General features: G+C 71.9%; 8 protein-coding genes. 2 read left to right on the forward strand and 6 right to left on the reverse strand.

The genetic code is table 11. The features are described from left to right. The first annotated feature begins 168 nt into the window (after positions 1 to 168). Positions 169 to 3,078 carry an ATP-binding protein gene (locus tag AQJ67_RS06570; protein WP_062717496.1) on the forward strand — a complete coding sequence of 970 codons (2,910 nt, stop codon included), beginning with the start codon at positions 169 to 171 and terminating at the stop codon, positions 3,076 to 3,078. A gap of 2 nt (positions 3,079 to 3,080) precedes the next feature. On the opposite strand, the gene AQJ67_RS06575 is transcribed toward AQJ67_RS06570, so the two are convergent. After that, positions 3,081 to 4,634, reverse strand: coding sequence for an acyl-CoA synthetase (locus AQJ67_RS06575; RefSeq protein WP_062717089.1), 1,554 nt, complete (start codon positions 4,632 to 4,634; stop codon positions 3,081 to 3,083). Beyond that, positions 4,631 to 5,755: an NAD(P)H-dependent flavin oxidoreductase gene (locus AQJ67_RS06580; protein WP_062717090.1), complete on the reverse strand. Its 1,125-nt coding sequence runs from the start codon at positions 5,753 to 5,755 to the stop codon at positions 4,631 to 4,633. Before AQJ67_RS06580 ends, AQJ67_RS06575 begins: the two co-directional genes overlap by 4 nt. Before the next feature lie 168 nt (positions 5,756 to 5,923). Between AQJ67_RS06580 and AQJ67_RS06585 the strand changes: the two genes are divergently transcribed. Then, on the forward strand, positions 5,924 to 7,696 hold the full coding sequence (locus tag AQJ67_RS06585; RefSeq protein WP_062717091.1) for a serine hydrolase domain-containing protein: 1,773 nt from the start codon (positions 5,924 to 5,926) through the stop codon (positions 7,694 to 7,696). 18 nt (positions 7,697 to 7,714) lie between these two features. On the opposite strand, the gene AQJ67_RS06590 is transcribed toward AQJ67_RS06585, so the two are convergent. From AQJ67_RS06590 to AQJ67_RS06605, 4 genes are read right to left on the reverse strand one after another with little or no spacing between them, the layout of a single operon-like run. Further along, positions 7,715 to 9,292, reverse strand: coding sequence for a phytoene desaturase family protein (locus tag AQJ67_RS06590; RefSeq protein WP_062717092.1), 1,578 nt, complete (start codon positions 9,290 to 9,292; stop codon positions 7,715 to 7,717). Positions 9,293 to 9,346: 54 nt separating this feature from the next. Next, positions 9,347 to 11,599 (reverse strand): serine/threonine-protein kinase, encoded by a 2,253-nt coding sequence (locus AQJ67_RS06595; RefSeq protein ID WP_062717093.1) that lies wholly within the window; start codon positions 11,597 to 11,599, stop codon positions 9,347 to 9,349. Then, positions 11,581 to 12,504 carry an oxygenase MpaB family protein gene (locus AQJ67_RS06600; RefSeq protein WP_062717094.1) on the reverse strand — a complete coding sequence of 308 codons (924 nt, stop codon included), beginning with the start codon at positions 12,502 to 12,504 and terminating at the stop codon, positions 11,581 to 11,583. Before AQJ67_RS06600 ends, AQJ67_RS06595 begins: the two co-directional genes overlap by 19 nt. 9 nt (positions 12,505 to 12,513) lie before the next feature. Further along, positions 12,514 to 13,692 (reverse strand): acyl-CoA dehydrogenase family protein, encoded by a 1,179-nt coding sequence (locus AQJ67_RS06605; RefSeq protein ID WP_062717095.1) that lies wholly within the window; start codon positions 13,690 to 13,692, stop codon positions 12,514 to 12,516. Between the last annotated feature and the right edge of the window lie 57 nt (positions 13,693 to 13,749).

Genomic DNA, 13,749 nt, shown 5'->3' on the forward strand with positions numbered 1-13,749 from the left:
GCATCACCCCGCCCGGGAGACGTCCATCCGTGTCCACTACCCAGCGGATGGGCGTTCTCCCACGTACCGTTCACCATTCACCCTATGGTGCTCAATTCGTCCTGTCACATCGCCACGAGGCGTACGCTCGGCTTCCTCCGAGCCGAACGACAGAAGGCGGTACGGCACATGGCGATGGAGCCTCGGCACCCGGTCACGGAACAGCGGACGTTGATCGAGCGCCGACGGGAACTTCAGGCCCTCGATGCCGCGTTCAAGGAACTGCGAGGCACCACGGCCGGTGTGCCGCAAGCGAGGCGCAGGGGACTGCTCGCCTTCAGCGGACCGGCCGGACTGGGCAAGACGGCGCTCATCACCGAAGCACGTCAGCGGGCCACGGCCTCGGGATTCACCGTGCTGTCGGGGAGAGGCGGGGAGAACGAACAGGGGTCGGCGTTCCGCGTGGTCCGCCAGCTCGTGCAGCCCTTGCTGGCAAGGATGGGGGGAGCCGAACTCCGGGCTTTCCTGGGCAGCTGGTACGACGTCATGGCCGCTGTGCTCGGTCTCGAGGCGACAGGCCCCGCCCCCGCACCCGACCCGACCGGCGTCCGCGAAGGTCTCGACTGGGTCATGACCTGCCTGACCATCAAGAAGGCGCCCGTCGTCCTGCTCCTGGACGACCTGCACTGGGCGGACGCCGAGTCGTTGAGCTGGCTCGACTCCTTCGCGTCACGGGTCGATGACCTCCCCCTGCTGATCGTGGTCGCCTACCGGCCCGACGAACTGCCCTCCGAGGCGGGCGAACTGCGCACTCTCGTCGGACCCCACGGTGACCGCCCCCACGACCTCGCGTGCCTCACCGCCGACGGCGTAGCGCAGATCGTCAGAAGCCAGGTCGGTGACGGAGCCGAGGACGTGTTCTGCAAGGAATGCTGGTCGGCCACCGGTGGGAGCCCCTTCGAGACGGTGGAGCTCGCCATCGGCCTCGCCGAGCGGAAGGTGGGCGGCAGCGAGGACGACCTGCCCGCGATGCGTGAACTCGCCGCGGCCATCAAGGGCCCGGGACTGATCGCGCGTCTGGAAGGCCTCGACACCACGACCGTCCGCTTCGCGCACTCCGCCGCGGTGCTGGGTTCGCCCTTCTCACCTCAGCTCGCCGCGACCATCGCGGTGCTCGGCGACGAGACCGTCGCCGAGGCGACCCAGCAGCTTCGCGCGGCCCGCATCCTCACCGACGGCCACGGCCCGGAGGGTGAGCTGGAGTTCGTGCACCCGCTGATCGCGACGACGATCTACCGGTCCATCCGCTCCGGCTTCCGGGCCGGTCTGCACAACGCGGCCGCGAACGCCGTCCTGAACGCGGGCTACGGCCCCACCGCCGCCGCCCGGCATCTGCTGGAGGTGCCGTGCGAGGGCAACCCGGAGACGGTCGAGTGTCTGCGCGGGGCCGCGCGCGAGTACCTCGGCGCCGGGGCGACCGAGGCCGCCGGGCGACTGCTGGCCCGTGCGCTGCAGGAGCCGCCGCTGCCGGAGGAGCGCGCCGCGGTCCTGCACGAACTCGCGTGCGCCACGTTCCTGATCGAGCCCACGGCCACGGTGCGGCATCTCCGCCAGGCGCTGGCGGAGCCCGATGTCGAACCCGACCTGCGCGCCTCCATCGTCTATCGGCTGACGACAGCGCTCGCCCACACCGACCGGATGGACGAGGCCGTGGCCGTGGCCGCCGAGGAAGCCCGGCAGGCCGCGAATCCGCGCGTCAAACTGCGGATGCAGGCCGACCATTTCGTCTGGAGCACGATGCGCGCCGACGATCCCGACTCCCCCGCGCGTTCCCGGAGACTGGCGCGGCTGGCCGAGCAGTTGCCCGGCCGCAGCCTGGAGGAGCGCTACATCCTGGGGCTGCGGGCCTGGGACGCCGTGTTGCGCGGCGAACCACGGCAGACCGCGCTCGGTTACGCGGAGAGGTCCCTGCACGGCGGCATGAGCTGGACCGATGAGAACCGTGGCTTCGAGGTGCCCCTCTCGGTAGCCCTGGTGTTCATGTACGGCGACCAGCCGCGCCGGGCCGAGGAGTTGTTCGAGAAGGGGATCGCCGAGTGCGTGCGCAAGGGCTGGCACGGCTCCCACCTGGCCTTCGGGCAGACCATCGCCGGCTATGTCCGCTACCACCGGGGTTGTCTGGCCGAAGCCGAGGACCTGGTCCGGGAAGGCCTGCGCATCGCCGACAAGGTGGAAGGCATCGTGGCCGCCCAGTGGTACGGCGTCAGCGTCCTGATCCAGACCTTGCTGGCCCGTGGGCGCGTCACCGAGGCACGCGCGCTCGCCGACGACCACCACTTCGGTGAGATGGCTCCGAACGCCATCATCTATCCCGACCCGCGCACCGTGTACGCGGAACTGCTCCTGGCGGAGGGCCGGCACGCGGAAGCGGCGACGCTGCTTTCCGCGGTCGGGGACTGGCTGGACGGACGGGCCTGGCGCAACCCGGCCTGGTGCCCGTGGCAGCTGCTGCTCGCGACCGCGCTCGCCCCGACCGCCCCGGACGAGGCGGTCCATCACGCCCAGGACGCCGTCAAGCGGGCCCGGGACTTCGGCGCCGCGTCCACCGTCGGCCAGGCCCTGCACACCCTCGCCGAGGTGACCGGCGGGCCGGCCGCACTCGATCTGTACGCGGAGGCGATCGACTGCCTGGAACAGTCCCCGGCCTCGTACGAACTCGCTCGCGCCCAAGTCGGCCACGGCGCCGCGCTGTCCCGTCACGGGCAGCTCCAGGAGGCCGCCGACCGGCTCTACCAGGGTCTGGAAGGCGCCGTGCACTGTGGGGCCGAGGCGCTCGCCACCCGTGCCCGGGAGGAGCTCTCGACGGCCGGGCTGCGCCCGCTGCCCCTGCGCTATGTGCAGGCCGACGCGCTCACCGCGCGCGAACGCCGGACGGCCGAACTGACCGTCGAGGGAAGCCCGGTGGCGTCCATCGCAGCGGATCTGCACTTGACCGAACAGGGCGTACGGCAACTGCTGTCCAGTGTCTACCGCAAGATCGGCACCGACGCGGCAGGTCTCGCCAGAGCTCTGGAGGCTCCTCCGCGTATGCGTCCCTGACGTCACACGGGCCGTGTACGCCCCTCCCAGTACGGATCCCGAAGCCGCCGCTTGTACAGCTTCCCGTTGGGATCGCGCGGCATCTCGGAGACGAAGTCCACGCTCTTGGGCCGCTTGTACCCGGCGAGTCGCCCCGCGCAGTGGTCGAGGATCGTGGCGGCGAGGGCGGGGCCCGGCTCCTGGCCCGCGGCGGGTTCGACGACGGCCTTGACCTCCTCGCCCCAGTCGTCGTGGGGGATGCCGAAGGCGGCGGCGTCGGCGACGGCCGGGTGGGCGAGGAGGGCGGACTCGATCTCGGCGGGGTAGATGTTGACCCCACCGGAGATGATCATGTCGATCTTGCGGTCGCGGAGGAAGAGGTAGCCGTCCTCGTCGAGGTAGCCGAGGTCGCCGACGGTGAAGAAGTCGCCGATGCGGTTCTTCTTCGTCTTGGCCTCGTCCTTGTGGTAGGCGAAGCCGCCGGTGTTCATCTTGAGGTAGACGGTGCCGAGTTCGCCGGGGGGAAGCCGGTTGCCGTCGTCGTCGAAGATCGCGAGTTCGCTGATCGGCCAGGCCTTGCCGACCGTGCCGGGCTTCTTCAGCCAGTCCTCGGCGGTGGCGAAGGCGCCGCCGCCCTCGCTGGCGGCGTAGTACTCCTCCACACAGGGGCCCCACCAGTCGAGCATGGCCCGCTTCACGTGGTCGGGGCAGGGGGCCGCTCCGTGGATGGCGTGCCGCATGGAGGAGACGTCGTAGCGGGACCGTATGCCTTCCGGGAGCGCCAGCAGACGGTGGAACTGGGTGGGGACCATATGGGTGTGGGTGCAGTTGTGGGTGTCGATGAGGCGGAGCATCTCTTCCGGGGTCCATTTGTCCATCAGCACCAGGCGGTGGCCTATGTGCAGGGACGCGCCCGCGAACTGGAGTACGGCCGTGTGGTACAGCGGCGAGCAGATTAGGTGCACGTTGTCGTCGAACGGCATGATGCCGAAGATGCCGAGGAAGCCGCCGAGGTAGGACTCCTCGGGTGTCTTGCCGGACAGGGGGCGCCGGATGCCGCGCGGGCGGCCGGTGGTGCCCGAGGTGTAGTTCATGACCCAGCCGAGGGTGCGGTCGGCGGGCGCCGACTCGGGTTGTCCGTCGAGGAGTTCGGCGTACGGCCGGAAGCCCTCGATGGTGCCGATCGCGTACCGGTGGGTGCCGGGCAGGCCCGCCTCGTCGGCGGCGCGGCGGACGGGGTCGGCGAAGCGTTCGTGGGCGAGGAGCACCTTGGCGCCGGAGTCGGCGACGATCCAGGCGATCTCGGGGGCGACGAAGTGGTGGTTGACAGGGACCAGGTAGAAGCCGGCCTGGCTGGCGGCGAGGTAGGCGGTGAAGAACTCGGGGCTGTTGGGCAGGACGACGGCGAAGGCGTCACCGCGTCGCATCCCGGCCGCGCGCAGACCGTGGACGAGGCGGTTGGCGGCGGCGTGCAGCCGGGCGGCGGTCCACTGCTCGCCGTCAGCGGCGACGAGGACCGTGCGGTCGGGGTCGGCCGTGGCCTGGGCCCAGAAGCCGGTGGGGGGTGTGCTCGTCACTGGCTGCTCCTTCCGGCTATGCGGTTGATGCGGTCGACGGACCGCTCGAAGCCGCGGGTGAGGTCGTCGAAGACGGCCTGGACGCTGCGCTCGCTGTTCATCCGGCCGACGATCTGCCCGACGGGCGTGCCGAGCAGCGGCCCGACCTCGTACTTCTGGATCCGGGAGACGGCTTCGGCGACCAGGAGGCCCTGGAGCGGCATGGGGAGGGTGCCGGGCCCGTTCGGGTCGTCCCAGGCGTCGGTCCACTCGGTGCGCAGTTGGCGTGCGGGTTTGCCGGTGAGGGCGCGGGAGCGCACCGTGTCGCCGGAGCCGGCGGCGAGCAGCTTCTCGGTCAGCGCGGATGAATGCAGGTCCGCCTCCGTGGTGGTCAGCCATATGGAGCCCAGCCACACACCTTGGGCGCCGAGTGTGAGTGCGGCCGCCACCTGTGGGCCGCTTCCGATCCCGCCGGCCGCCAGCACGGGCAGGGGGTCGACCGCTTCCACCACCTCGGGGGTGAGCACCATGGAGGCGATGTCGCCGGTGTGGCCGCCCGCCTCGTAGCCCTGGGCCACCACGATGTCGATGCCCGCCTCCTGGTGCTTGCGGGCGTGCCGGGCGCTGCCCGCGAGGGCGGCGACGAGCACGCCCCGGTCGTGGGCGCGCGCCACGACGTCCGCGGGCGGCGAGCCGAGGGCGTTGGCGAGCAGCTTGATCGGGTAGTCGAAGGCGACGTCGAGCTGGGTGCGGGCGACCTGTTCCATCCATCCGGTGATGCGCCAGCCGGCCGCTTCCCCCTCGGCCAGCTCGGGTACGCCGTACTTGGCGAGGGTGTCCTTGACGAACTGCCGGTGGCCTTCCGGGATCATCGCCTCGACGTCGGCCTCCGTCAGTGTTTGATCGTTCGGGGCCTCGACCTTCTTCGCGGGCATGACGACGTCCAGGCCGTAGGGCCGGCCGTCGACATGCGCCTCGATCCAGTCGAGGTCGCGTTTGAGGTCGTCGGGTGCGGTGTAGCGGACCGCGCCGAGCACTCCGAAGCCGCCGGCCCGACTGATGGCCGCTGCGACGGCGGGGAACGGCGTGAAGCCGAAGATGGCGTGCTCGACTCCGAGTTTCTTGCTCAGCTCCGTCTGCATGGGCGCAGGATGCCGCAGTCCTCCGGACGACGGAAGGCCTTTCCTGATAGACCGTCAGATCTCTTGGGCGAACGCCCCGTTGACACACTCCTCGCCTGACACGAAAGTTTCACCACGCAAGGTGATCCCGGAAAGATACTTTCAGCCTGCGCGGCGGGAGGAACCTCGATGACCGAGGGCAGAAGAGGACTGACCAGGCGTCAACTCACCAAGGGAGCACTGGCTTTGGGCGGCGGATTGGCCTTCGCGCCCCTGCCGGCCGGACCCGCGGCGGCCGCCGCCTCCTCCGCTGGCCGCACCACCCTGCGCCACGGCTCCCCCGAACGCGCCGGTCTTCTCCCCGCGCCCCTCCGCCGCCTGGTCACCGACGCCGAGAGGTTCCTCGGCCCCTCCCCCGCGCACCCCTGGTACGCGGGCGCCGTCCTGCTCGCCGGGCGGGGCGGCACCGTGGCGCTGCACGAGCCCATCGGGATGGCGGTGCGGTATCGGGCGTACGACGAGAAGACCGACACCGGGGTCGAGTTCCCGGCCGAGCAGCAGATCCCGATGGCCGGGGACACCGTCTTCGACCTGGCCTCGGTGTCCAAGCTGTTCACCTCGGTCCTCGCGGTGCAGCAGATCGAGCGGGGCGCGCTGGCGCTGGAGGCGACCGTAGCCTCGTACCTCCCGGACTTCGGCCGCTCCGGCAAGCAGGACATCACGATCCGTCAGCTGCTCACGCACACCTCGGGGTTCCGCGCCTGGATCCCGCTGTACGCCGCGCCGACGTACGAGGGGAAGCTCGAACTCATCTGGAACGAGACACCGTTGAACCCTCCGGGCAGCACGTACCTCTACTCGGATCTGAACCTGATCTCCCTCCAGCTGGTCCTGGAGACGATCACCGGCCGCCGTCTCGACACCCTCCTGCACGACGAGATCACCGGCCCGCTCGGCATGCGCAGGACCCGCTACAACCCGCCGGCCGCCTGGAAGGAGAAGATCGCGGCCACCGAGGACGCCCGCAGGCCCTGGTCCGGCCTGGACCGGGGGCTCGTGTGGGGCGAGGTGCACGACGAGAACGCCTTCAGCCTCGGCGGAGTCGCCGGCCACGCGGGGGTGTTCTCGAACGCGTGGGACCTCGCGGTCCTCGGCCGGACGCTGCTCAACGGCGGGTCCTACGGCAGGCGTCGCATCCTGGAGCCGGAGTCGGTGGAGCTGATGTTCACCGACTTCAACACCGCCTTCCCGGGCGACGAGCACGGCCTCGGCTTCGAGCTCTACCAGCACTGGTACATGGGCGCCATGGCCACCCCGCGCACGGCCGGGCACACCGGCTTCACCGGCACCTCCCTGGTGCTGGACCCGACGACCGACTCGTTCCTCGTCGTGCTCGGCAACTCGGTTCACCCGGTGCGCGGTTGGCGGTCCGGTTCCGCGCCGCGGGTCGCGGCCGCCGACAACATGGCGCGCGCCGTACCGGTTCGCCCGCGCGACGGCCGTACCGCATGGTTCTCGGGCATGGCGACCGCCACCACCGCGGCCCTCGCGCTCCCCGCCCTCGACACGTCCGCAGGTGACGCGTGTCTGCACTGTGCCCTGTGGTGGGACACCGAACCCCGGGCGGACCTCCTCGCCCTGGAGTCCACGACGGACGGCGGAGCGACCTGGCAGCCGCTCCCCTTCACGACCACCCGCCACGGCGAGCGACCGCAGGACCACCCGGGCGGCACGGTCACCGGCTGGTCGGGCCGCGTCTGGCACCGACTCACGGCCCGGCTCCCGGCGCACCGGCAGCTGGCGCTCCGCTGGCGGTACGCCACCGACCGGCTGTACGTGGGCCGTGGTGCGTACGTGGACGGCCTGCGCGTCGAGGCGGCGGACCGCGTCCTCTTCGACGAGGCCCGGCCGGCGGACGCGGCCCGCATCACGCCGAGCGGCTGGGCTGCCTCCGCCGACTGACCGCCGTCCGACCGCCCGTCAGTCGGCGGGCCGCTCCAGCACCGCCATCGCCGCGTTGTGCCCCGGCACCCCGCTCACCCCTCCCCCGCGCACCGCGCCCGCCCCGCAGAGCAGCACGTTGGCGTGGGAGGTCTCCACGCCCCAGCGGCCGGTGTCCTCCTGGGCGTACGGCCAGGCCAGCTCGCGGTGGAAGATGTTGCCGCCGGGCAGGCGTAGGTCGCGGTCCAGGTCCAGCGGGGTCTTCGCCTCGACGCAGGGGCGGCCGTCGGCGTCGGTGGCCAGACAGTCGGCGATCGGCTCGGCGAGATGGGTGTCGAGCTGGGCCAGCGTCGACTTCAGCAGTTCGTCGCGTACGGCGTCGTTGTCGCGCTCGAAGAGCCGGGCCGGGGTGTGCAGGCCGAACAGGGTGAGGGTCTGGTAGCCCTGGGAGACGAGGTCGGGGCCGAGGATCGACGGGTCGGTCAGCGAGTGGCAGTAGATCTCGGACGGCGGCGCGGCGGGAAGTTCGCCGGCGGCGGCCTGGGCGTGGGCCGCGGCCAGCTGGTCGTAGCCCTCGGCGATGTGGAAGGTGCCGGCGAACGCCTCACGCGGGTCCACGGAGGTGTCGCGCAGCCGGGGCAGGCGCTTGAGCAGCATGTTCACCTTGAGCTGGGCGCCCTCGGCGGGGGCCGGGGGTGTGTCGCCGGTGAGGTCGGCCAGTTCCCGCGGGGAGGCGTTGACCAGGACGTGCCGGGCGGTGGCGACGCCCTCGCCGTCGGCCGTGCGGTAGGTGACCTCGGCCGTACGGCCGTCCGTGTCGATCCGTACCGCGTCGTGCCCGGTGACGAGGTCCGCGCCCGCCTGGCGGGCCGCCGCGGCCAGGGCGTCGGTGAGGGCGCCCATGCCGCCGACGGGGACGTCCCAGGCGCCGGTGCCGCCGCCGATCACGTGGTAGAGGAAGCAGCGGTTCTGCTTGAGCGAGGTGTCGTGGGCGTCGGCGAACGTGCCGATCAGGGCGTCCGTCAGGACCACGCCCCGCACCAGGTCGTCCGTGAACCGGTCCTCGATCGCGACGCCGATCGGCTCCTCGAAGAGGGTCCGCCAGGCGTCCTCGTCGTCCACCCGGCGGCGCAGTTCCGCGCGGCTCGGCAGCGGTTCGGTGAGCGTCGGGAAGACCCGCTGGGCGACCTCGCCGGTCATGGCGTAGAAGCGCTGCCAGGCCGCGTACTCGCGCTCGCCGCCGGTCAGTCGTTCGAAGGCCTCCCGGGTGCGCCGTTCGCCGCCGCCCACGAGCAGTCCGGTCGGGCGTCCGTCCCGCTCCACGGGGGTGTAGGAGGAGACGTCGCGCGTACGGACCCGGAAGTCCAGGCCCAGGTCCCGCACGATCTTCTTCGGCAGCAGGCTGACGAGGTACGAGTAGCGGGAGAGCCGGGCGTCGACGCCACTGAAGGGCCGCGTGGAGACGGCGGCGCCCCCCGTGTGGTCCAGCCGCTCCAGCACCAGCACGGACCGCCCGGCCCGCGCCAGATAGGCGGCGGCGACCAGGCCGTTGTGGCCTCCGCCGACGATGACGGCGTCGTACGTGCGGCTTGCGGGGCTTCCCTCGCGTGTAGGCATGGTTCTTCGTAACACGTGATGATCTAGGTCGGCCAGACGTGCGGGCGTCCGGAGTCAGGGCCCGCCGGCCGCCGCCCACTGCTGCCGCAGCACCGCCACCCTCCGGTACAGCTCGACCGCTTCCACCTCCCGCCCGAGCTGCTGGAGGCAGTGGGCCTCGTCGTTACGGCTGGCGAGGGTGTCGAGGTGGTCGGCGCCCAGGACGCGTTCGCGGGCGGCGGCGACCCTGCGGTACTCGGTGAGCGCGTCCGGCCAGCGGCCGAGCCAGCCGAGGCTCACGGCGACCTCGCGGCGGCTGACCAGGGTGTCCGGGTGGTCGGGGCCGAGCACGCGCTCGCGGATCGCGCACACGTCACGGGACTCGGCGAGGGCCTCCTCCCAGTGGCCGAGGCGGCCGAGGTTGACGCCGAGGCCGTGGCGGGCGCGGAGGGTCTCGGGGTGGGCGGGACCGTGGACGCGGGTGCGGTCGCCGATCAGGTCGCGGTAGAGCTGGAGCGCCTCCGCGCTGCAGCCGAGGCGGCCGAGGCTGATGCCGACCTCGTAGCGGGCGGCGAGGGTGTCGGGGTGGTCGGGACCGAGGGCCTGGACGCGGGCTTCGGCGACCTCGCGGTAGGTCTGCAGGGCCTCGGACCAGCGTCCCAACTGGCCCAGGGCATAGGCGACTTCGTAGCGGGTGACCAGCGTGTCGGGGTGCTGCGGACCGAGGACGCGGGCGCGGGCGGCGGCGACCTCGACGGCCATCCGGTACGAGTCCTCCAGCCGGCCGAGCCTGCTGAGGTTGAAGGCGAGGTTGTGACGGCAGCGCAGGGTGTCGGGGTGGTCGGCGCCCATCGCGCTCTCCCGTGCCGTCAGGACGGACGTGTAGACCTGGTGCGCGTCGAAGTGGCGGCCCAACTGGCCGAGGACGTACGCCATTTCCTGCCGGGCGGCGAGGGTGTCGGGGTGGTCGGGGCCGAGGGCGAGGCTGCGGACGCGGGCGACGTGTTTGTACTCGCGCAGGGCGTCGGCGGCGCGGCCCGTGCGGCTGAGGGTGAAGGCGAGTTCGTAGCGGCTGGCGAGGGTTTCCGGGTGGTCGGGGCCGAGGAGGTGTTCGCGTTCGGCGGCGACCGCGCGGTGCACCTCGCCGGCCTCGGTCCAGCGGCCCAGCCGGCCCAGGCTCAGCCCGGCGTTGTGCCGTCCGGCCAGCGCGGTGAGCCTCGCGGCGGACGGGGCGGGCGGCCCGTCGGGGGCGGCGGTCCCGTCGGGGCGGCCGGTGGTCGGGCGGGGGATCCACTCTCCGGTGAGGCCGGCCGCGGCGTCCGGCGGTGTGGTGCGCAGTCCGGTGCCGGTGGCCTTGTGGCCGGTGGTCATGCCACGGGTCCAGGACGGCAGGCGGGGCGTGCGGGCCACGGTCGCCGGGGGCGTGAGGTCGGGCAGGTCGGGCTGGGGGGTCACGACGGTCGGCACGTACGCCGGTGTCGTGCGGCCCAGACCGATCCGGCGGCCCAACTCGCGTCCGTCGTGCGGGCGTTCCTCGGGGCGTTTGGCGAGCAGGTCGAGGATGACCTGCTCGAAGTACTCGGGCAGCTCGGCGCGGTGGCTGCGCGGCGGGCGGGGCGGGGTGTCGCGGTGGCCGACGAGGATCGCCCAGGGGTCGTCGAGGTCGAACGGCGGTACCCCGGTGGCGATCTCGTAGAGCACGCAGCCCAGCGAGTACAGGTCGCTGCGCTGGTCCACCTCGTCCCCGCCGATCTGCTCCGGCGACATGTAGTGCGGGGTGCCCATGGCGATGCCGGTGCCGGTCAGCCGGGAGGTGAAGCCGATGTCGTGGGCGAGACGCGCTATGCCGAAGTCGCAGATCTTCACCGTGCCGTCGGCGAGCCGCATGATGTTCGCGGGCTTCAGGTCGCGGTGCACGATGCCCTGCTGGTGGGTGTAGGCGAGGGCGGCGGCGACCTGGTCGGCGATCTCGACGACGTCCGGGACGGGCAGCGGGTGGTGCTTGTTGTCCTCTAGGAGCTGGCTGAGGTTGCGGCCCTGGAGCAGCTCCATGACCAGGAACAGGACCCCGTCGGACTCCCCGAAGTCATGGACGACGGTCACGCCGCGGTGCTGGAGCGCCGCGGCCACCCGGGCCTCGCGGCGAAACCGTTCCCGCAGGACACGCGTGAACGAGTGGTCGTGCTGCGGTCCCAGCGGCTTGAGGCACTTCACGGCGACATGCCGGCCGAGCGACTCGTCGCGCGCACGCCACACCTCGCCCATACCGCCGCGCCCGATCGGATCGAGCAGCCGGTACCGGCCCTGGATCAGCCTGCTGTCCCCCATCTCCCGCGCCCGCCCCCCGTTGTGGTCCGCCCCACCCTCCCCGGCTCGTCCAGTATGGCGAGCTGTCGTCCGAGTTTGTACGGTGCCGGGCGGGAGCCCGGGCCGAGCCTCGCGATGGCGCGCAGGATGTGTTTGGGCGGGAGTTGCCAGCGCAGACGTGCGGGAACACAGCGCAGCAGGGTGCCTGTGGCACGCAATTGGCGGGTGACGGTGGCGGGTTTCGGGGCCGGTCTGCCGTACAGCTCGTGGGCGTACGGCGGCAGTGCGGCGTACGCCAGGTGGGCCACGCGCCGCCAGAGCACCTCGCGCGCCGGGACGAGCAGGGGGTGCGTCGGCGGGCGGAGCAGGAAGTCGTCCACCGCGCGTGCCTCGGGTCCGCACGCGAGCTCGGGGCGCACCTTCTCGAAGTACGCCGCCATCTCGTCCTGGTTCGCGGGTACGGCGTCGGGCTCCAGGCCCACCAGGCGTGCGCTGACCCGCTGTTCGGCGATGTAGCGGTCGGCGAGGGCATCGGTGAGGCGGAGGCCGGAGCGGCGCGCGACCTGCAGATAGGAGTCGATCTCGGCGCAGTGCACCCACAGCAGCAGTGCGGGTTCGTCGACGCCGTACCGTTCCCCCGTGTCCGGGTCGGTGGCGCCCAGCATGCTGTGGATCTTGCGGACGCGGGCGCCGGCCTTCTCGGCGGCCTCGGTGGTGCCGTAGGTGATGGTGCCGACGAAGTCGGCGGTGCGCAGCAGCCGGCCCCAGGCGTCCCGGCGGAAGTCGGAATTCTGCATCACGCCGCGTACCGCGCGCGGGTGCAAGGCCTGGAGGTGGAGCGCGCGGATTCCGGCGACCCACATCATGGGGTCGCCGTGCATCTGCCAGGTCACCGAGTTCGGGGTGAACAGCCCGGGATCTCCCATGCCCGCAGGCTAACGCCGGACCCTCGGCATCCCCAGGCCGATCCACGAGATGATCTCCCGCTGGATCTCGTTGTTGCCGCCCCCGAAGGTGAAGATGACGGCCGAGCGGTAGCCGCGCTCCAGCTCGCCGTGGAGCACCGCGCCCGCCGAGCCCTCCTTCAGCGCACCGGGGGCGGCGACGATCTCCATCAGCCAGGCGTACGCGTCGCGGCGCGCCTCGGAGCCGTAGACCTTCACGGCGGAGGCGTCCTGGGGGGTGAGCGTGCCGTCCTGGACGGCGCTGACCATCTTCCAGTTCAGCAGCTTGAGGGCGTCGAGCTTGGTGTGGGTCTGGGCGAGGCGGCGGCGCACCCAGGGCAGGTCGATCACCCGGCGGCCGTCGGCGAGTTTGGTCTCCATGGCCCAGCGCTGGACGTCGTGCAGGGCGCGGATGGCCATGGTGCCGTGGGCGGCGAGGGTGACGCGCTCGTGGTTGAGCTGGTTGGTGATCAGGCGCCAGCCCCGGTTCTCGGCGCCGACGCGGCGGGAGACGGGGACGCGGACGTTCTCGTAGTAGCTGGCCGTGGTGTCGTGCGAGGCGAGGGTGTTGATGAGGGTGCAGGAGTAGCCGGGGTCGGTGGTCGGGACGAGGAGCATGGTGATGCCCTTGTGCGGCGGGGCCTCGGGGTCCGTGCGGGTGGCAAGCCAGACCCAGTCGGCGGTGTCGCCGTTGGTGGTCCAGATCTTCTGCCCGTTGACGACGTAGCTGTCGCCGTCCCGTACCGCGCGCGTCCTGAGCGAGGCCAGGTCCGTGCCGGCGTCGGGCTCGCTGTAGCCGATCGCGAAGTCGATCTCGCCGGAGAGGATTTTCGGCAGGAAGTGGGCCTTCTGCTCGTCCGTGCCGTACTGCATGATCGTCGGGCCGACGGTGTTGAGCGCCATCAGGGGCAGCGGTACGCCGGCCTGGGCGGCCTCGTCGAAGAAGATGAACTGCTCGATCGCGGTCAGGCCGCGGCCGCCGTACTCCTTGGGCCAGCCGACGCCGAGCCAGCCGTCGGCGCCCAGCCGCCGGATGACGGTGCGGTAGTGGCGCTTCTGGGCGGCCGGGTCGGTGAACCGGGTGCCGGCGAGGTCCGGCGCCAACTCGGCGAAGTAGTCGCGCAGTTCGCCGCGCAGCCGCTGCTGCTCGGGCGTGTATTCGAGATGCACGGCGCCTCCAGGCTCCCCAAGGCCGGTCCTGACGGCGCACACCGTAGAACGCGTTCC

This window comes from Streptomyces caeruleatus, from assembly GCF_001514235.1.
In the GTDB taxonomy this organism is placed as follows: domain Bacteria; phylum Actinomycetota; class Actinomycetes; order Streptomycetales; family Streptomycetaceae; genus Streptomyces; species Streptomyces caeruleatus.